This window comes from Streptomyces sp. MZ04, from assembly GCF_004684775.1.
Taxonomy (GTDB): domain Bacteria; phylum Actinomycetota; class Actinomycetes; order Streptomycetales; family Streptomycetaceae; genus Streptomyces.
Genome location: NZ_SRIC01000013.1, coordinates 1 through 18,309 on the forward strand (window position 1 = coordinate 1; position 18,309 = coordinate 18,309).

Annotated in this window: 15 protein-coding genes, 2 pseudogenes and 1 riboswitch; of the genes and pseudogenes, 12 read left to right on the top strand and 5 right to left on the bottom strand. The window is 66.8% G+C overall.

All coding sequences use genetic code 11. The annotated features are described in order from the left end of the window. The first annotated feature begins 338 nt into the window (after positions 1-338). A pseudogene (locus E2651_RS05095) lies at positions 339-1,094 on the top strand (transposase). Positions 1,095-1,098: 4 nt separating this feature from the next. Further along, the gene (locus E2651_RS44580; protein WP_209446072.1) at positions 1,099-1,665 is read left to right on the top strand and encodes a hypothetical protein; all 567 of its coding nucleotides are present in this window, start codon (positions 1,099-1,101) and stop codon (positions 1,663-1,665) included. 75 nt (positions 1,666-1,740) lie between these two features. On the opposite strand, the gene E2651_RS43695 is transcribed toward E2651_RS44580, so the two are convergent. Continuing rightward, entirely contained in the window at positions 1,741-1,986 is a 246-nt protein-coding gene (locus tag E2651_RS43695) for a hypothetical protein (RefSeq protein WP_167828698.1), read from the bottom strand. Between E2651_RS43695 and E2651_RS45080 the strand changes: the two are divergent. The 4 genes and pseudogenes from E2651_RS45080 to E2651_RS05120 all read left to right on the top strand — a co-directional run. Then, positions 1,940-2,170, top strand: a pseudogene (locus tag E2651_RS45080) (hypothetical protein); the annotation flags it as partial. The gene E2651_RS43695 and the pseudogene E2651_RS45080 sit on opposite strands and share 47 nt — an antisense overlap. Before the next feature lie 410 nt (positions 2,171-2,580). Beyond that, positions 2,581-3,471, top strand: a complete 891-nt coding sequence (locus E2651_RS05110) for a hypothetical protein (protein WP_135329775.1) — start codon at positions 2,581-2,583, stop codon at positions 3,469-3,471. Between the two features lie 37 nt (positions 3,472-3,508). After that, a complete protein-coding gene (locus tag E2651_RS05115; protein ID WP_135329776.1) occupies positions 3,509-4,021 on the top strand; it encodes a hypothetical protein in 513 nt (170 codons plus the stop codon). A 9-nt stretch (positions 4,022-4,030) separates the two neighbouring features. Continuing rightward, complete coding sequence (locus E2651_RS05120; RefSeq protein WP_135329777.1) at positions 4,031-4,432, top strand: hypothetical protein; 402 nt, start codon at positions 4,031-4,033, stop codon at positions 4,430-4,432. Here E2651_RS05120 and E2651_RS05125 read toward each other — a convergent pair. Both E2651_RS05125 and E2651_RS05130 read right to left on the bottom strand, forming a co-directional pair. Further along, positions 4,426-5,319 carry an NAD(P)H-binding protein gene (locus tag E2651_RS05125; RefSeq protein WP_209446073.1) on the bottom strand — a complete coding sequence of 298 codons (894 nt, stop codon included), beginning with the start codon at positions 5,317-5,319 and terminating at the stop codon, positions 4,426-4,428. The two genes, E2651_RS05120 and E2651_RS05125, sit on opposite strands and share 7 nt — an antisense overlap. A 1,373-nt stretch (positions 5,320-6,692) precedes the next feature. Then, the gene (locus E2651_RS05130; protein ID WP_135329778.1) at positions 6,693-7,103 is read right to left on the bottom strand and encodes a hypothetical protein; all 411 of its coding nucleotides are present in this window, start codon (positions 7,101-7,103) and stop codon (positions 6,693-6,695) included. A gap of 798 nt (positions 7,104-7,901) precedes the next feature. Here E2651_RS05130 and E2651_RS05140 point away from each other — a divergent pair. The 3 genes from E2651_RS05140 to E2651_RS05155 all read left to right on the top strand — a co-directional run bounded on the left by E2651_RS05140 (position 7,902) and on the right by E2651_RS05155 (position 12,210). Next, the gene (locus E2651_RS05140) at positions 7,902-8,255 is read left to right on the top strand and encodes a hypothetical protein (protein ID WP_135329779.1); all 354 of its coding nucleotides are present in this window, start codon (positions 7,902-7,904) and stop codon (positions 8,253-8,255) included. A 676-nt stretch (positions 8,256-8,931) separates the two neighbouring features. After that, the gene (locus E2651_RS05150) at positions 8,932-11,466 is read left to right on the top strand and encodes a DEAD/DEAH box helicase (protein ID WP_135329780.1); all 2,535 of its coding nucleotides are present in this window, start codon (positions 8,932-8,934) and stop codon (positions 11,464-11,466) included. A gap of 240 nt (positions 11,467-11,706) precedes the next feature. Continuing rightward, positions 11,707-12,210 (top strand): YkgB family protein, encoded by a 504-nt coding sequence (locus E2651_RS05155; protein ID WP_245238583.1) that lies wholly within the window; start codon positions 11,707-11,709, stop codon positions 12,208-12,210. Positions 12,211-12,283: 73 nt separating this feature from the next. On the opposite strand, the gene E2651_RS05160 is transcribed toward E2651_RS05155, so the two are convergent. Together E2651_RS05160 and E2651_RS05165 are read right to left on the bottom strand one after the other, a co-directional pair. Beyond that, positions 12,284-13,009, bottom strand: coding sequence for a LysM peptidoglycan-binding domain-containing protein (locus tag E2651_RS05160; RefSeq protein WP_135329781.1), 726 nt, complete (start codon positions 13,007-13,009; stop codon positions 12,284-12,286). Positions 13,010-13,013: 4 nt separating this feature from the next. Continuing rightward, a riboswitch (cyclic di-AMP (ydaO/yuaA leader) is annotated at positions 13,014-13,168 on the bottom strand. 399 nt (positions 13,169-13,567) lie between these two features. Next, positions 13,568-14,824 (bottom strand): ATP-grasp domain-containing protein, encoded by a 1,257-nt coding sequence (locus tag E2651_RS05165; protein ID WP_135329782.1) that lies wholly within the window; start codon positions 14,822-14,824, stop codon positions 13,568-13,570. A gap of 548 nt (positions 14,825-15,372) precedes the next feature. Here E2651_RS05165 and E2651_RS05170 point away from each other — a divergent pair. The 3 genes from E2651_RS05170 to E2651_RS05180 all read left to right on the top strand — a co-directional run bounded on the left by E2651_RS05170 (position 15,373) and on the right by E2651_RS05180 (position 18,116). Beyond that, entirely contained in the window at positions 15,373-16,641 is a 1,269-nt protein-coding gene (locus E2651_RS05170; RefSeq protein WP_135329783.1) for an MFS transporter, read from the top strand. A gap of 303 nt (positions 16,642-16,944) precedes the next feature. Beyond that, positions 16,945-17,139 carry an MbtH family NRPS accessory protein gene (locus tag E2651_RS05175; RefSeq protein ID WP_135329784.1) on the top strand — a complete coding sequence of 65 codons (195 nt, stop codon included), beginning with the start codon at positions 16,945-16,947 and terminating at the stop codon, positions 17,137-17,139. Positions 17,140-17,180: 41 nt separating this feature from the next. Beyond that, positions 17,181-18,116 carry an ornithine carbamoyltransferase gene (locus E2651_RS05180; RefSeq protein WP_135329785.1) on the top strand — a complete coding sequence of 312 codons (936 nt, stop codon included), beginning with the start codon at positions 17,181-17,183 and terminating at the stop codon, positions 18,114-18,116. The last annotated feature ends 193 nt before the right edge of the window (positions 18,117-18,309 follow it).

Below are 18,309 nucleotides of genomic sequence, written 5' to 3' on the forward strand. Positions count from 1 at the left end.
CCCTCACCCTCTCCCTCCCCCTCAGTCCGCTCGGCTCTGCCGACCGGACCCACGTGCCCTTGCGCCGCCCTCGCCCGCCCCTGCACGGTTTCCGTGCGTGCGGCTCGGCACTCCAGGTGTCACACAGGGGAAGGGCAGTACGTCACGACACCTGGCGGATCACGGAGTAACGCGAGGAGCCACCCCGGCGAGGTGCCGGGTGTCAGCGGTGGCAGGTCACGCAGCCTACGGAGCGGCACCGGGAAGCTGAGCCGGTATGACGGTCTTGCGGTCGCCTGATCGTGCGGGTTTGGACGGTTCGGGCCGGTCTGGCTGCTTGGCCCTGTTGGGCTGTCTGGGTGAGTGACCGCAATCCTTACAAGAGCGACCTGTCCGATGAGCGGTGGGCGCTGATCGAGCCGGTGATCTTGGCGTGGAAGGCCGACCACCCGTCCCCGACGGGGTATCAGGGTCGGTACGAGATGTGGGAGATGTCAACGCGAACCTGTACCAGGGCAGGACCGGCTGCCAGTGGGACTACCTCCCGCACGACCTGCCGCCGAAGTCGGCCGTCTACTATTACTTCGCGGCCTGGCGCGACGACGGCACGGAAGTGAAGATCAACGAACTGCTGCGCTGGCGTCCGCGAGAAGGTCGGGCGGTCGGAGGACCCGAGCCTGGTCGTGATCGACACGCAGAGCGTCCACGCGGCGGTGAACGTGCCCGCCACCACGACCGGGAAGGACGCGGCCAAGAAGGTGCCGGGCCGCAAGCGCGGGCTGGCGGTGGACGTCCTCGGCCTGGTCATCGCCGTGACGGTGCCGGCCGCCGGCGCCCACGACAACGCGTTCGGCATCGCACTCCTCGGCCAGGTCGCCCCCATCGGCACTATCAAGAAAGGGCTGGTGGACCAGGGCTTAAAGGCGACGCGCTCGCCAAGACGACCGTCGTCGAGCACGGCACCACGGTTGGCATCGACGTCGAGATCGTCGAACGCAACCCAACCGACGGGGACATCGGCTTCGTCCCGCAGGCCAAGAGGTAGCCGCTGGCCAATGATCGACGTGATAGCGCGCCGCCTCACTGGCCAGACCACGCCCACCTGGCGCGGGTGACCGCATGGATGACCAGGTCACGCCGCTTCTGGAGCGGATCGACGCACGCGAACGCGAGCTCGTCGGCGATGCAGCGCAGACCCATGCGCAGATGGACGAGCTCACCGCGCGCCTGCGTGAACTCGACGAGGAGATCGAGGGCCTGGCGGTGACCCGTAAGACGCTCCTCGCTCTCCCGCCGGCGACCCCGGAGCCAACCGAGGAGCCGACTGTCCTGCCGGCCTGCCCGGCCTGCCCGGCCTGCCCCGCCTACCCGCAGATCCTCGACGTCTTCGCCGACGCTGCTGGACCGATGCGTGCCCGCGACCTGCGCCAGGCCCTGGACCTCCCGCTCAAGCCGAAGAACATCGAGAGTACCCGGCACAAGCTCAAGCGCCTGGTCAGCCTGGGCGTCCTCGCCGAGACCGAACCGGGCGGAAGCCGCACGAGAACCTCCGACATGAAAAGGCGTTCGCCTTGCGACAGTCAGAGCTCGGGGGCGGTGTGGCGTCCCCACGCCAGGTCTGTGTCTCCGGGTCCCAGGACAGCGCTCCCCCGCGGATGCCATCGGCGGTCAAGTCCAGGTCGATGAGGGCGAGTTCGGCTTCGTCGGTGAGCTCGCCCTCAGGTAGCACGATCACGGTGGCAGCTTGGTCGACCGTGATCGTCAGAGTGCTGGACCGGCCCCGTCGGCGAAGCCACATGCGTCTGAGGCACTCGCGCTCGACTCGCCCAGCAGCTCGCCGAGCAGGGCGACCGTGACGGTGGCGCCAGGAGCATCCCAAGGCAGCCATGCCGTATCGCGGCCGCGGAGGTCGATCCGCAGTTGCTCGGGGTGGCTTCTTCCGCCCCTCGCCTCAACTCTGCTGGTGGTGCTGCTCGGCCCGGCCTCGGAGTCGGTGGCCGCGCTCATGTCCGGGCGCCTGGATCTGGCAGAGGAACTGGCCGTGCCATGGCGGAGGAGCGCGGGGGCGGGGCTGCGGCTGGAGGCCGTCCATCTGGGGCGCACCGGGACGGGTGCGGGATCGCTGCCGCTGGCCGCGCGGACCGTACCGCTCGGCGACCAGCTGCAGGTTCCGGTCGTGCTCAGCGCGGCGGCGACGCGATGGACCGGATCATCAACGGCCGGCGAAGGTGGCTCCCCGTTCGTGATGGCTGGAGCTCCGTACGCGCGTGGCCGATACGACACCACGCAGTGCCATGACGCGGCAAAAACGCGGCGTCGGGTATCTGGCATGTACACATTTATGGCCTGAGATGGCGAGGGGAACATGCCCCAGTTGTCGGAGGCAATGCGCCAACATGCTCTGTACCCGTGCTGCCTGAGGCCACTGCAAGTTAGCGTTGCGTCTGTTCTTCCATGCGTGCGGCACGAGTAAGCGGGGGGTGTTGCCGCCTTGGGCGGCGTTGTGCTGGAAGAAGCCATCCCTCCTTTCCCGTCCGCTGGACCTGCGACCGCACGGTCGCCTGCCAGAGACAAGGATGGAAAACGGTGCGAAACCTTCGGATGTCTATAGCCGCGACGGCTGCCTGTGCCCTTCTCGGTGCGGTGGGCCCGCAGGCGGTGGCCGACCCCGCCCCCAACTCCACGGAGGGCCAGTCGGTCACGCCGAACATCAAGGTGAGAGACGACGGCTGGATCGAGTACAAGCCGCTGCTCGACAAGGTGGGTGCGGAGGGGACGAAGTTCCGCGCCAAGGGGACTCGTAACGCCGGAGGCGACTGCAAGGTCTCCCGTACCTCCAGTGCGTCAGCCGGCGCCAAACAGGCCACGTACACAGAGGAAGTCGCCTACAACCCGGCGAAATGCGAGTTCGAGTTCCTGGCTGCGAAACTGACACCGGAGCAACTCTCCACCTTACGTTCACTCAAGAAGTCGGCCGGGGGAGACGAGTTCAAGTCGTCTTCCGACTCCAAGACCAAGTCCGCCGCCCTGGACGCCACCTATGCCCGCCACCTCAAGACCTCCTGGATCGATCCGATCAACATCACCATCTCGTCACAGGACGTCGGGCTTGAGTGGACGAATTCGGATTGGTCCCGGTGGGCCTACAAGCGTGACTCCTTCAAGGGGTGCATCGGCGGTGTCTGTCTCGACGAGACGTACATCGTGAGTGGATCGGACGGCCTGGAAACGCTGTCCGACGGCTGGCGGAAGACCGCCAATGTGCACTTCAGGAATGACTCCTTCGCTCTCTGGGTAGTCGCGATCGTGGGCCCCGCAGGGTGGGCGGCCTGCGGGTTCCCGACAGACAACACGGCCGACTTCCACCACCAGGACAAAGTGACCGGGTTCAAGTCGGGTGCTTCGGAATGGAGTTGGGATGATTCCAAGAGCGGCGCGTGCACGAATCTGGTCCACCACGGCGAGCAGACCGGCGCCTCCTACCCGTTCTGACGCCGCCGTGGCTTCGAACCACGGGTCGCGGTCTCGCATGCTGCGGGCGCTGGGCTTCGGGCTGTTGGTGGCGCTCCTGGCAGTCGGCGTGACGGCCTGTGGCGACAGCTCGAACGGCAACCCGAAGGGCAACGGGAACCCGAAGGGCAGCAGCCCTCCCGCTGGAGCCAAGCCGGGCCCCGTGGCTCTGAAATACATACGGGCCGTTTTTCGCGGTGACTACGATGCGGCGATACCGTTGGTCGCGCCAAATCAACGCGAAGTCCTCAAGGCGATAGCGCTTGGGGATGGCTCCGGTGTTCGCCCTAAGGCGACCGCTGACGTGTCACTCGGAAAAGAGACAGCATCGGGTAATACCGCCAAGGTGTCCATCCTTGGAAAGATGTGCCGAACCGAGAAGGGCCGGAAAGGGTCCACTCCGGCCACCAAGTGCGTCAAGAACGCCGACCCTGACACGAAGTCGCCACTCTTCCTCGTTCGCCTGACCCGGGAGGAAGAGGACGCCGGCTGGAAAGTGGTGTTCAACTTCGCTGCCCCGAACGGAAAGTAGGCAGGCAAGATGGGGGCTGAAAACGTCGCAAAACCCACCTCGGAGCCTCGTCCAGCTATCTGGAAGTATGCCTATTGGCTACTCATCGGGGCACTCGCAGGTCTGGGTATCGAATCACTGCTCACGATCGGGCTGTTGTTTCTGCTTGCGGCGGGCGGCCTCGCGCTGGTCGGTATCCGGGCGCCGTCGCTGCGCAATCGCGCGGCGACGGCGATTCCGGCGGGTGCCGGACTGGCGGTCCTCTACCTGGCCTGGGTGAACCGCGGCGGCCCAGGAAGGGTCTGCGAGACCACCGGCACGGAGACTTCGTGCCACGAAGCGTGGAGCCCGTGGCCATTCGTCGCTGTCGCCGTGATTTTCATCGCCGCCTCGGTATTCCTGGCGCTTCGCCGGCAGCGGCGACGTCACTGATCGTAGTGACGGGCAAGTTCGTTGGCGTATCTCAGGCCCAGGGAGTCGCCGTTCCCATGCAGCCACTCGCTCAGGGCGGTGGTGCCTGTCGCCGGGCCGTCGGTGTCGGCGAGACCGTCGGCCATGGCCCCGTATTCGTCGGCTGTCAACAACTTGTCGCGCAAGAGCAGGCCGAGCCCGGCGGAGAGGGGCGGGATAGCCCGGGCGGGGACGTGCAGGATGCGGGCCCTGCTGCCGACCGTATCGGCGATCGAACGCACCAGCTCGTCGAAGGTCGGGCGTTCAGGCCCGACCGCATCGAGGGTCGCATTCTCGGATCGGGTGGCTTCCTCGATGCACAGTCGTGCGAGGTCGTCGACGTGGATGCCGCGGATGCGGTAACCGCCGTCTCCGCCGATGGCGAAGACGGGCAGGCGCCTCAGGAGCCAGGCGATGTTGTTCAGCAGGACCCCCCGGCCGCCGAACAAGATGGCCGGACGCAGGATCGAATGGGGCAGACCGACTTCGGCCAGGGCCTGTTCGGTGCGTGCCTTCTCACGGAAGTACGGATAGGGCGAGTCCGCACTGGGATGGGTGATCGACAGGTGCACCACGCGCCTGACTCCGGCGTCGGCGGCGGCCCGGAAGAGGGTGCGGGAGCGGGCGGTTGCCGTTGCGTGGTCGAGTCCGCCGCGGCCGAAGCGCACCCAGTAGGTGTTGTAGAGGGTGTCGACGCCCTGCAGCGCGTCGGCGAGCCGCGCCGGATCCTCGAAGTCCAGGGGCCGCACTTCGATCTCGGTTCCCGCCGGTGCCAGGTGCGGATGGCCGGTCACTGTGCGCACACGCCGTCCGGCGTCCTGCAGGTGCCTCGCGATCGCGGCGCCGGAGTAGCCGAAGGCGCCGGTCACGGCATCGAGAGGGGTTCTCTGCGGGCTGCTTGTGGCGGGAGTTGGCAAGGGGCGTGTCACGGAACCTCCCTGTCCGATGGAGTCAGGCCGTGCGCTGCCGCATCACCCCCTTGATTACCACCATAGGTTAGGAGCGCTTTGCCTCCGAGGTCGACGGCGCGACGACGACCGTGGTCAAGGACGACGCAGTCCACCCGTACTTGGCCTTCCGGCGGGAGCAAGACTGGCGTGGCAGGTGAAATGAAGGTGTCGGTCCAGATCCCCATGAGATCGTTGCAACAACGACCCGCAGCCACGTCATCCTCAGCGGATCCAGACGCGGGACTCAGCCACAGGCGAGTCACCGTGCAGTGCTCGCACTCCCCGGGTCAGGTGATGGTGTACATGCTGCGGGCTACAAGAGGGGCAGGGCAGCAAGGCACCGTACGGGGGCGCCGAGTTGAGGTGACTACGGAGAGCCTGCGTGTGCTTCGAGTTCGGCTTGTCCGGCGGCATCCTGCGCTACGGCATCCAGATCAGCGAGATGCAGGAGAAGTCGCAGAGCTCACGCTGCTCGACAGCTTCACCGTCAAGCACCTCACCACAGCGGGCCACGGACGCCGCAGCACACGGCGAGGGCGGCGGACCAGAACGCCTCGCCCAAGCACGCCAGGAATTCGGCATATCCGCCTGGAGCGCCCGCCCGCTCATCGACAGGATCCGCACAGTCTGCTCGCTGCCCCTCGTCAATCCGGAACCCACCGCATCCCCAGGCCCAGGCCCAGCGCATGCAACCCTCACGGCGCGCGGGCCTGGCCGTGCTACGTGATCTGAGGCGGTGTAGTGGGGCCGTGTTGTCGACCCAGTGCCACGGAGCATCAGTGAAGTGCTTGAGCAGTTTGTACCGCTTGTCTTCCAGGTCCAGCCGTTGGGCGCGGACTCCGGTGGCCGTCCAGGCGAACAGCCCGTACCGGTTGAGGTGGTAGACGCGTCGAGCCGGGAGTCGTTCCAGTCCCGCTGTTGCGCGGTCAGCTCGAGCTGGGTGAGGTGCTCGGTCAGCGAGGGCCGCGGCCGGTGGTCCATGCCGACCGGTCTGCCGTCGAGCAGGAGGTCCGGCCGCAGGTCGGCCTCGGTGTGCTTGACGGGGTCTGCCTCCATGGAGGCCAAGGCCCGCAGTGTCGGTTTCGAGGTCGGAGTGAGGGGCTGGTCGGTGATCGCCACGATGTTCCCGATCAGGCTGCCGTAGTTGTAGACCCCGAACTCGCCGGTCGTGCACAGCAGGCGGCCTGCGGGAGTCGTGCTGATCCAGGTGGCGAACGGGGCGCGCGGGCCGTCGTCGTATGGGCCGCGGCGCACACCATGGTGGGCGGTCACCGCCGTGAGGTCTGCGGCGATCAGATGGGTCTGGTCTCCCGGTCCGGTGGCCGCGCGTGTCCCGTCGGGCAGGACGCATAGCCCCTTGGCCCCCCACAGGTCCCTGCCCAGCCCTGCCTCGGGGCCACCGAAGGCCGTGCCCTGGCGCACGAGGCCGTTCTGCCCGGAGACGCGGTGGCGAGCAGAGTGCCGTCCGGGGCGTGCCGGGACAGCAGCGAGTAGCCGAAGTTGGCCTTCGCCGGGTCGGCTTCGTCGTCAGCCACGCCGTAGGTGTACGGGGAAACGCTGTAGAGGGCGTAGATCGCGCCGGAGGGCGCGGTGGCGACGTCGTTGACGTTCATGCCCAAGGCTCCGGCGTTCTTGCGTTCCAAGTCGACAGCATGGTGATCGACGAGCGCGGACGGCAGCGGCACGGGTAGGGCGTGAGTCATCACGCCATTCTCACCGGGTGTCCGGCGCCGTTGTCGCCTTCGGCCAAGCAGAGTTCGCCCACGGCACCGTCGACTTCTCGACCGCGGAAGGCACCGTGCCGACCCACCTGTTACCGGCGCATGAGTGGGCGACGCCGACCCACACGATGTCGGTGCCGGCGGACGAAGGCGACGGTTCGGTTCGCCGGCGTGGGGCCGCGACCGGCCAGGGCGTGCCGCTCCGTCCGGCGACAGGCGGGCGGGGGCTCGTGCGGGGAGCGGCCGCCCTCACTGTGTCGCGTGCGTGCGTGGTCACGGGTGGCACGGGAGGGCGCGTGTCCTGTGGCCTGGTCGGCTACAGCCGCGCCGCATGCGACAGGATCCGTATATCGCTCCCCGCCGGCCGGCCCCAAAGACTGGACGGCCACCGAGCGCCAGGCCTATGCCAACGACCTCGGCGACGACCGGGCCTTGATCACCGTCACGGCTCCCCCGGGCCGTCCGGCAACTGCACGATCAGGGGGTTGACCGGGACGGCGCGCCTTCCTTCTGGAAGGACGTGCGCGTAGGTGCCCGGGCTTGCGCTCCCCGGCTCTCAGGGCTTGATCGTGACGCCCACCCCTGTCCCACGACTCCGTCATGGGACGCGGCATCCCAGCAGGTCAGCGCGTAGGACGTCCCGCGTTGCACCGCTTCGGGCGGCGACTGTGGCCCGCCGCGGACCCGACCGGGCAGTGTCGGTGACGCAACCACCGAGGGATACGGGGTGGGGCGCGACACCCACCCTCAGTCCTCACAAACGGGGAAGGAAGTCACATCATGATCGCAACGAAACGTCTGGCGCTCGGGGTCGCCTCGATCGCCCTCGGCGGCGGGGTCACCCTCGCCGGGGTGCCGGCGGCCACCGCCGCGCCCGCCGCACCGGCCCGGACCGCACAGAGCCAGACCGCGCAGGGCGATGTGTCCGCCCATGCGAAGTGCTCGAAGTGGCTCGACTACGCCTACGGTCGCGGCCGGGCCCACGCCAAGTGCCCTGGGTACTACGTGCAGGTCACGGTGAAGTGCGGCAACGGCAAGAAGTACAACAGCAAGCCGTACTGGCGGGACGGCTACAACAAGGCCGAGTGCCCGAAGGGTGTCGGTGCGATCGGCATGAGCGGCAAGCTCTACTGATCCCGGCCAACCGAAGCGGTGACCCGCTCTCCTCTCAAAGGAGGTGAGCGGGTCAGCTGCTGGTCGTCGTGAACCTGGTCGTGAACCTGGGAGGCCAGGCGCTGCACAGCGCTTCGACGCCGAAGGACGGCTCGCCCGGGTCGCTCAGTCCCTGAGCCAGATCGGCGGCGAGGGTTTCGCAATCGGCATGTCTGTCGAGGTCAGCGGGACAAATCGAGTGTCGGCCAGGCACCCGCCTGTGGGGTCCTGCCGACGAGGGACTCCATGTGGCACGTCCGCCAACGATCTGTGGCTGCTCAACATCGGCAACGCCTACGCCGCGCTCGCCTGCCTGTTCGGGGTACGCAACACCTACGGCGAAGTCGGGAGCAGGTGGCCGGCCATGCCTCGCATGGGGGCCCTGCCTGGAGCGTGATGCGCACGCTGAGCGGCCTGCACGGCGCGTCCAACGTACGGCTCGTCGTCTGGTTCCACTGAACACTGTGGCCCTCAACACCGGACCGAACGGGATCAGGCCGGGCTGCTCCCTGCCTTCTCAGGTGTCCATCAGGCCGATGAGCACGCTACGCCGGCGCTCTTGGCGCGGGCGGTCCAGTCGTAGCCTTGTGGCTCCTCTACGTGCAGGGTTCCCGCTGCTCGCATCGACCGGACGGCACCCAGGAAAAGGCAGGCGGACATGTCGACCACCCACCGCGTTGATCAGCGCGAGGCCGTGCAGCGAGAAGCCGTTGACGCGGTCCTGCGTGCCCTCGAACTGCCTGCGACATCACTTGTGCCCGAGCGAGGACTCCGCACCCAGGTGATCATGGCGACCGGGTCCGGGAAGACCCGGGTCGCGGTCCACAGCGCGAAGGAACTCCACGCGGGCCGTGTGCTGGTGCTCGTCCCCTCGCTGGACCTCCTGACACAGACCCAGGCCGCATGGCGCGCGGGAGGCCGCCGGGGCCCGGTGATCGGCGTCTCCTCCCTGCGGGGTGAGGAAGCGTCCTTCCCCAACACCACGGACGCCGACGAGCTGGTGGAGTGGACCCGGGGCCTGGACAAGGTCACCGTGTACGCCACATACGCCTCCCTCGGGCGCGGCACGCTCGAGCGGGCCCACGCCGCCGGCCTTGCGGCCTGGGACCTGATCGTGGTGGACGAGGCACACCGGACGTCCGGCCGGATCGGGAAACCCTGGGCAGTCGTGCACGACAACACCCGTATCCCCTCCCTGCGTCGGCTGTACATGACAGCCACTCCCCGAGTGTGGCAATTCGGGGACGAGGACCAGGAGCAGCAGGGTGCGCCGGGTGAGCTGGTGGCGAGCATGGAGGACGACCCGGAGGGCCCGTTTGGCAGCAGGGCGTTCACTTTGACGCTCTCGGAGGCCATCGACCGGGGCATTTGTGCCCCGTACCAGGTCGTATGCGTGGACGTCACCGACACGGCGCTCCAGGCCGCGCAGCTCCTGGGCGTCGAAAGCCGCTCCGAGCAAGTGCGCGGGGCGCGGCTCGCGGCCCTGCAGACGGCCCTGGTCAAGGCGTCGGCCGAGGAGGACTTCCGGCGCACGCTCGTCTTTCACCATGCCGTCAAGGAGGCCGAGGCGTTCGCGGCCGGCCTGCCGGACGTCGCGGGGCAGCTGCATGCCGGCGACCCCGAGCTGTATCCGGCCACGATCTGGGCCGGCTGGCTGTGCGGCGATCACAAACCGCTCCACCGGCGCCGCGTGCTCGGGGAATTCGCCGACGGGATCGCCACGGACGGCACTGTCGTGGAGAAGGGCTACCTCAGCTCGGCCAAGGTTCTCGGGGAGGGCGTGGACACCAAGAACTGCGACTCCGTCTACTGGGCAGACGTACGCGGCTCCATGCCCGATCTCGTCCAGGCTGTGGGGCGGGCGCTGCGGATGCAGCCCGGGGAGGGGAAAGTCGCCTCCCTGGTCGTGCCGGTCCTGCTCGGGCCCGGCGAGACGGCGGACAACATGCTCACCTCGCGGGCGTTCGGCGGGTTGGCCAAGCTCTTGGAAGCCCTCCGCGCCCATGACACCCGCGTCGTGGAACAGTTGGCGCAGCAGCAGGCCCCCAGCCGCTACAAACCCGTCGGCGAGGACGAGAGCGGCAAGAGCACGAGCGGGATCGACGACGGCATCAGGGGCGTCAGCGCCCCCGCCCAGGCCCTGCTGAAGTTCTCCGCACCCCGCGACCCAGCCGTCCTCGCCGCCTTCATCAACCTCCGCGTCCTCAACCCCGAACACCAGCACTGGCGACGCGGCATGGAAGCCGCCACCATCTACACCCGCGAACACGGTGACCTGAAAGTCCCCTTCACCTACCGCGTCCCCGAGAGCGAGGACCAGGAGGAGGCAGCCGAGGGCCGGCCGACCTCACTCGCCGCGTTCCCCCTGGGGCAGTGGATCGCCGACGCCAGGCGGTTCTACGCCCGCGGGGACATGGACGAGGACCGCGTGGCGCAGCTGGAGAAGCTCGGCATGGTCTGGTCCCACTTCGATGTCGCCTGGGAGGAAGGCCTCGCGGCAGCCCGCGGATGGGCCGCCGAAGCAGGCCACCTGCTGGCACCGTCGGACGCGACATTCCAGGGCTACCGGGTGGGGATCTGGTTGAAGAACGCGCGTGCCGCCGCCCGGCGGGCGCAGGAAAACGAGCAGCGGCATGCCCAGGGGCTGCCGGTTCAGTCGGCGGCCGGAGCCCTGACGCAGGAGCGGCGCGAGCAACTAGAGGACATCGACCCCTCGTGGTGCCCCACCTGGCCGGTGGAATGGCAACGCGCCTTCCATCTCACCCGACAACACCTCGAAGAGACCGACGGGGAACTGCCGACCCAGCCAGGCGACGTTGTGCACCAGGGTGAAGACCTCGGGCGATGGGTCCGCACGCAGCGCCTCGGCTGGGACAAACTCACCGGCGTCCAACAATGGATGTGCGAAAACATTCTCGGAATCACACCCACAACCGAAGACGAGAAGCCAAAACCACGTCGTACGCAGGCCGACAAATGGGCGATGAACCTGGCTGCCGCCACCCAGTACTACACCCGTGAAGGACACCTCCAGGTACCGAGGAAACACGTTGAGCGAATCCTCGGAGAAGACCAAGAAGAGCACGAGCTCCATCTGGGGGCCTGGATCAGTAACCAACGCAGCCGAGCCACCGCACTCACACCGGAACGCATCAATCAACTCACTGCCATCGGCATGCGCTGGACCCGATAAAACACCACCACCTGACCTTTCCGATCTCATCCTCGTCTGGCTCTTTCTGGATGATCCAGGTCCGGATCGCGGTGTGGGCGCGCGGCCGAGCGTCCGAGCGTCCGACGAACATCGAGGCACGAGGCGCACTCCGGCAGCCTGACAGCGCCGCCATGCCGTCTCTCCACCAAGCCTTAAGCGTGGCATGACACCTTCAAGAAAAATAGCCGGAGATTTGATCCATACGAGGAGTCAAGATCCATGCGTATCTACGGACAGGTCGCTCGATTCCTCGAGGGTATCGGTGCCGCATTCGGGGTCGCGGCACTTCGGATCTCCATAGGAATCATCTTCCTGTGGTTCGGAGTGCCCAAATTTATCCCGGGGACAAGCCCGGCTGAATCGCTGGCAGCGGAAACCGTAGAGAGACTGACATTAGGGGTCATCGAGGGGACGACTGCTTCCGTTCTGACTGGCGCGCTGGAAACCCTAATCGGGATACTCTTGATCAGCGAGAAAGCGGTTCGCCTGACGATCATGATACTCCTCGGACATATGGCTGGAACGTTCATCCCGCTCTTTATATTCCCGAAAGAGACCTGGAAATCTTTCTTTATTGGAACCCTTGAAGGGCAGTACATTCTCAAGAACCTGGTGATCGTGGCGGCTGCCCTTGTGATTGTTGGCCACTCGAAGGCACGCAATCGGCCTGCACCTTCCGAGAACCCCGCCCGCGTACGTCAAGCGGCAGACTGGCCTTCCTGAAGGGCTCCACCACCAGTGAGCCCCGGACACATGGCGTGCCGGGGCTCACTGCGGGCGAGAGGGGGGGTGGGGTCTAGTACGGGCCGTTCACGTTGTCGATCGAGCCGTACCGGTCGGCCGCGTAGTTGCAGGCGGCGGTGATGTTGGCGACCGGGTCGAAGCTGTCCGTCGACGTGCCGGGCACGTGGTAGGCGTCGAACGTGGGGGCGATGACCTGCAGGAGCCCCTTGGACGGGGTTCCTGCGACAGCGTTGGAGTCCCAGTTGTTGGTGGCCAGCGGGTTGCCGGAGGACTCGCGCAGGATGTTGCGGTGGATGCCCTCGTAGGAGCCGGGGATGCCGTGCTGGGCCATGATGTCGAGCGATTCCTTGATCCAGCCGTCGAGGTCGTTGGTGTACGACTTCTTCGCCGGGGCAGCGGCGGGTTCGGCTGCGAGCGTGTCCTTGCGCTCGGATCGGTTCGCCCGCTCGGTGGACGCCTTCTCGCCGAGGGTGAGCTTGAGACCGGGGTGGATCAGCCTCGGGTCGTCGCCGAGGGCGCTGCGGTTGTCCTGGTACAGCTTCTTCCAGCCGCCGCTCAGGGAGTGCTCTCGGGCGATCTTGGAGAGGGAGTCGCCCGCGACGACGACGTAGGCCTTCGGGGCCGCGGCGGGCTTGGCGGCCGTGTCGGCCTGTGCCGCGCCGGCGGTGGTCGCGCCGAGCACCGGGAGAACGAGCACGGCCCCGCCCGTGCCTGCGGCGGCGATGCCCCGGGTGAGCGAGTTGGACTTGGGACGGCGGTGCTTTCCCTTTGCAGGCATGACGAATTCCTCTCCGTCGCCTACGAGGTGAGCTGTCGGGTTCGGACGGGAGATGTCCGGTCGCACTGCGCATGCGACTTCACCCCGAGCCGTTCCGGAATCCGGATCGGCGGCTTACCTGGGTCCCCCGCTCCTGCCGTGCGTAAGTGAGTAGATGGGTGGAGGGTTTCCGGACAGCGGCAGGATTCGGCGTTCCATCCGGATTGCGGGCACGCTAAGCGAGAAAGCCCGGACGGAACAAGACCAGAATTGGAATAGGGAATGCGCGAGGCCCGCCCTTGGCGGCCAGGCCCTCTCGCCCTCTTTGATCGAAAAGCCCAACTTGCTTTGCACAGAACGGAAGTGCCGCTCAGCGGCGCCGGGAGCCACGGTCGTCAGTGTGACCCATTTCACCGAATTGGATGCGGGCCGGAATGCGACTCGCCGACGTTCCGGAATGTGTCATTCCGCATGAGTGCCACGCAATGCAGTCAGCGGTTTATATACACTACCAATGGTTTGAACAAGTAGTTTTTGCCCGCAAAAACGGACATCTCGCCATACTTGAGTCGTTAGGCGTCAGAGGAGTTCCGTCTGGTCGGCCGACTGGCGGGTGATCAGTTCAAGGCCTGCAATGGCCTGCCTGGCCAGGTCCAGGGCCTCCTCCGCCGTGGCGGCGTGAGCTCGCGCGCGGGCCAGTCGGGAGAAGCTGTTCTGGAGGCCGCTCAGCTGGGTGCCGGGCTTGCCGAGGACTTCCAGCGTTACGCCTTGCGGGCGCTCGGCGTCGGCGCCGGTCACTTCGATCAAGGTGCCGGACGAGGGGGCGCCTGCGAACCAGATCGCCTCGCAGCGCGTCACGCGGTCCGTGTCCGAGAGGGTGGCGTGCACGCCGGGCAGCACGGTCTCGCCGAGTATCTGTCGCAGCTGGCATTCGATCATGTCTACACCGGTGGCGTCGGTGACCAAATTCCAGAGCTCGTCTCCCCCTGTGCGCAGATGGGTCTCGATGACCCGGGGGCCGGAGGGAGTCAGGATGATCTCGGTGTGGGTCGGGCCGAATTCCACCTCGAGTGCGTTCAGCGTCGCCACTACGTGACGTTCGATCGCCGATTGCTGGGCCGGGTTCAGCGGGGCCGGCAGCACATGTCCCAGTTCCACCAGTGAGCCGGGATCGGAGTACTTGCGCGTGATGGCGATGATCACGTGCTCGCCCTTCTCCGAAATACCCTCAACGCTGTACTGGTTGCCGGTCAGGAATTCCTCGACCGCGACTTGAGAGCCCGTACCGATTCCGTTCGCCCGCTGGAAGGCCGACTCGGCGCCGTCCGGTGCCTCGAGCACGGAGACCCCCTTGCTTGCCGCGCCGTCGACCGGCTTCACCACGCAGGGATAGCCGTGTTCGGCGGCGAACTCCTTCAGCGCCTCTACGCTGTGGACGATCGCGGAAGCGGTCTCCTCGACGCCGGTCTCGGCGAGCCGTCGGCGCATCGCGTGCTTGTTCTGGATGAGCTCGACGATCTCCGGACTGTGCGCCGTCAGGCCCAAGTCCCGTGCGACCAAGGCAGCTTGGGGGCGGCAGTCGTCGTAGAAGGAGCCGATCCGGGTCACGGGGTGCGCCGCGTGGAGAGCGCGGGCCAGTGTCAGCCACTCGCTGTCAGGTGCGTCGGGGCGCAGCACGATGATGCGGGCGTGCTTCTCCGTGTCCTCTATCTTGTCGAGCTGCTCCGGCTGGCACATCACCGAAGTGACCACCTCGTCGCCCGACTCCTCGCCGAACGCCCGCATGCGTTCCGGGATGTCGTATCCGACACCGAAGACGAGGACGTGCTCAGCCACGATGGACTCCTCCTTGGAGACGCGGGTGCGAGGGCGGGGGGACGAAATGGGTGGGGTGCTCAGAAAGGCAGCGTGCTCTTGCGCGTTTGTTGAGATGTCTCACCTGGTTCACACGCTTCGTGAAACCGCGACCAGGATTTGTGTCTGCGCTGCCGAAACGCCGTACGGTCCAACGGGGTTGGGTAGCGCCGCGCCTGTATCGGCATTGCTGAGATCTTGGCCAGCTACGAGCGGCGCTGTCAAGAAAACGCCTAGCCGACGACGCAGGGGAGCACATACGCTGGCGCTCGGCCAGAGGATCTTGGGACGCATGCCGGACCGCCACCTCTGGGCGTCGGGGGGCGGGGCTTGGATGGCTCCATGGCGAGCGGGTTCTGCTGCTCCCCCGCCGAGTGGCGATCGCACCACGTACCTGCCATCCCCCACTTCTCAACCGATCCCATATCCCGTTTCTACCGGGGCTCGAGACGTCGTGACCGAGCGAGCGCCGAGGAACGACCCTTCCGCGGTGTCGTGACGACGGTCCGCGGAGGCCCGTAAGGAGCACAGTGATCAAAGACCTGATTCCGCCGCCCGGTCCGCCTCGTGGCCTCGCGCTCGCTCAGCTGGTCTGCCGGACCGGCGACGGCGCGTACTACATATGTGCCGCGCTGTTCTTCACGCGGATCGTCGGAATCTCGCCGGTGCAGATGGGGCTCGGGCTGACCGTCGCCTGGTCGGTGGCGCTGGCGCTGAGTGTGCCGCTGGGGCATCTCGCGGACCGCACGGGGCCGCGCGGCGCCGCGGTCGTCCTGTTCATCTGTGCGGGCCTGGGCGTTGCCTCCTATCTTTTCGTGTCCTCGTTCACCATGTTCCTCGTCGGGGCCTGTGTGTACGCGGTCGCCCAACGCGGCGGATCGGCAGCCCAGCAGGCGGTGTTGGCCGGACTGGTCTCCGGCGAGGAGGTCACCAAAGTACGGGCCTACGTGCAGTCCAGTTACAACGCCGGACTCGCGGTGGGGGCTGGGCTCGGCGGACTCGCGCTGTTGGTGGACCGGCGCGAGGCCTACTACGCGGTCTTCGCGCTCAACGCCCTGGCCTTCTTCGCGGCATCGCTGGTGCTCAGCCGGCTGCCCGTCGTGCCGCCCGTCCCGAAGCAGCAGGCCGCCGAGGGCGGCGCGGGGAAGTCCGTGTTCAAGGACCGCCCCTATGTCGTGGTGAGTCTCCTGAACGCGCTGTTGTTGCTGCACATTCCGCTGGTGGACATCGCCCTGCCGCTGTGGATCAGCCAGCACACGGCGGCACCCATCTGGTTGTTGTCCGTGATGTTCATGCTCAACACCGTTGCCGTGGTGCTCTTCCAGGTCCGCGTCTCGCGCGCGGTGACCGGGCTGCACAGCGCGACGCGCCACATCTTCCTGGGGAGCGTCCTGCTGGGTGTGGGGTGTTTCGTCTTCGCGCTGACGAGTGCGGGCGATTCCGCATGGCTGGCCGGCGGATTCCTGCTCGTCGCCGTGGCCGTCCAGGCGCTGGGCGAGATGATGCAGGCCGCGGGTGCGTGGGAAGTGAGCTTCGGTCTGGCGCCTGCCGGGAAGCACGGCCAGTACCAGGCGTTCTTCGGAAACGGCACGACAGTTGCCGAGATGGCGGGCCCTTTGGTGCTCACCGGCCTGATCGTCTACTGGGGCGTGCCGGGCTGGATCCTGCTCGGTGTCCTGTTCGTCGTCGTGGCTGCGTTGATGGGGCCCGCGGTGCGGTGGGGAGAGCGCGTCCGTGCCGCCGCCAGTCCGGTCCCGCCGGACTCGACCGACAACATCGGTGAAACCGTGGCCAGTTGAGGATCCCTCAAGCACGGCTCACCGCGACGTTGGTCACGGTGACGCAACGTGCATGGAACACGCCCCAGGTCTGCGGGAGTGTCCGAAATTGGACGTCACTCCGCGTCAGAGGAACGTAAGAACCAGCCACGTGGCGCGATATCGCGCCTAACGTCCCTTCACCTCACGACCGCGGGTGTGCCAGTATCCGATCACTGGCAGGGCTTATTGGCCGACCGGAGGTTGGTCGTCATCTTCGGTCCATGCACCGTTCACCCATAACAAAGTCTGTCGCCCGCAGCTGAATTCGAGGGGGAAGGCAAAATGAGGACGATCGAGTATCAGGTCGTTGTCAATCAGGAAGACCAGTACTCCATCTGGCCCGTCAGCACGGAAGCGCCGGAAGGCTGGAGCTCCACCGACTTCGAGGGAACTCGCCAAGAATGCCTGGCGCAGATCGATCGGGTGTGGACGGACATGCGACCGCTTTCGGTCCGCAATGCGATGAACTCCGCCTGATCGAGACCTGACGTAGCGCCAACATTCTGGAGTGACAGACAATGAACGCTGGTGCGGTACGGCACCTCATATCCACGCACGACCTCTCCGACGCCGAGCTGACAGCGCTCGTGGAACGAGGGGCCGAGTTCTCGGCCGGGTCCCTGAGCAAGGGCGACCAACTTTCCGGCCTGGTGGCGGGGATCTACTTCTTGAAGACCTCGACCCGCACCCGTACGTCGTTCTCGACGGCGGCGCTGCGGCTGGGGGCGCAGATCCTGTCCTTCGGGCCGGACGATCTGCAGACGAATACGGGCGAGACCCTGGAGGACACGGGCGAGGTCCTGTCCAGGATGCTGGACCTCCTTGTGGTGCGAACCTCCGGAGACCCCGCCGACCTGCGGGCTCTGGCCCGTCAGCGGCGGATGGCCGTGGTCAACGCGATGACGGCCGACGAGCACCCGACCCAGGCCGTCGCGGATCTGGTCACCCTGCTGCGCCAATTCGGGCGCATCGAGGGGCTGAGCGTGTGCTACGTGGGCGAGGGCAACAACTCCGCGGCCGCGCTCGCGCTGACGCTGAGCAGGTTCAAAGGCGTTCGCCTGGAACTGCGCACCCCTCCCGGCTACGGCCTCGATCCCGCGGTGCTGCGGCACGCGGTCGACAACGCCTCGCGAAGCGAGGCGACCGTCACCGAAGTCCATTCGATGGACGGCGCCACCGGCGGTTTCGACGCCATCTATACGACCCGGTGGCAGACGACGGGAACGAGTAAGCCGGACCCCCATTGGCGCGATGTCTTCGCGCCCTTCCAGGTCACGTCCGCGCTCTGGGACAAGAGCCCGAATGCCGTCTTCCTGCACGACCTTCCCGCCCATCGGGGCGATGACGTGACCGCGGAAGTCCTGGACGGACCGCACAGTCTGGCCTTTGATCAGGCCGGCAACAAGATGTACGCCGCGATGGCCGTTCTGGAGTGGTGCGCCGGACGGCGCTGACCCTCCTCGAAGGTTCTCCTTTCCTTGAGTCGGCAGGACATCGTGAACCTGCCGACAGCTTTCCTCTGCATCACAGAGTTCGGGCGGAAACCCATGAGCTCCGCAGTGCGGCACATCACTGCGGAGCCCGTGAGGTGCGGAAAAATACACGGGGGAATTCCAGGTGACATTGCAGTCTGCCGCCGTTCGCGAC

Excerpts from the sequence above, each read along its gene's own strand:
- E2651_RS05155 (WP_245238583.1), top strand. The coding sequence starts at position 11,707 with ATGCGTATCTACGGACAGGTCGCTCGATTCCTCGAGGGTATCGGTGCC.
- E2651_RS05115 (WP_135329776.1), top strand. The coding sequence starts at position 3,509 with ATGCTGCGGGCGCTGGGCTTCGGGCTGTTGGTGGCGCTCCTGGCAGTC.
- E2651_RS44580 (WP_209446072.1), top strand. The coding sequence starts at position 1,099 with ATGGATGACCAGGTCACGCCGCTTCTGGAGCGGATCGACGCACGCGAA.
- E2651_RS05110 (WP_135329775.1), top strand. The coding sequence starts at position 2,581 with ATGTCTATAGCCGCGACGGCTGCCTGTGCCCTTCTCGGTGCGGTGGGC.
- E2651_RS05120 (WP_135329777.1), top strand. The coding sequence starts at position 4,031 with ATGGGGGCTGAAAACGTCGCAAAACCCACCTCGGAGCCTCGTCCAGCT.
- E2651_RS43695 (WP_167828698.1), bottom strand. The coding sequence starts at position 1,986 with ATGAGCGCGGCCACCGACTCCGAGGCCGGGCCGAGCAGCACCACCAGC.
- E2651_RS05150 (WP_135329780.1), top strand. The coding sequence starts at position 8,932 with ATGTCGACCACCCACCGCGTTGATCAGCGCGAGGCCGTGCAGCGAGAA.
- E2651_RS05175 (WP_135329784.1), top strand. The coding sequence starts at position 16,945 with ATGAGGACGATCGAGTATCAGGTCGTTGTCAATCAGGAAGACCAGTAC.
- E2651_RS05180 (WP_135329785.1), top strand. The coding sequence starts at position 17,181 with ATGAACGCTGGTGCGGTACGGCACCTCATATCCACGCACGACCTCTCC.
- E2651_RS05140 (WP_135329779.1), top strand. The coding sequence starts at position 7,902 with ATGATCGCAACGAAACGTCTGGCGCTCGGGGTCGCCTCGATCGCCCTC.
- E2651_RS05160 (WP_135329781.1), bottom strand. The coding sequence starts at position 13,009 with ATGCCTGCAAAGGGAAAGCACCGCCGTCCCAAGTCCAACTCGCTCACC.
- E2651_RS05130 (WP_135329778.1), bottom strand. The coding sequence starts at position 7,103 with ATGACTCACGCCCTACCCGTGCCGCTGCCGTCCGCGCTCGTCGATCAC.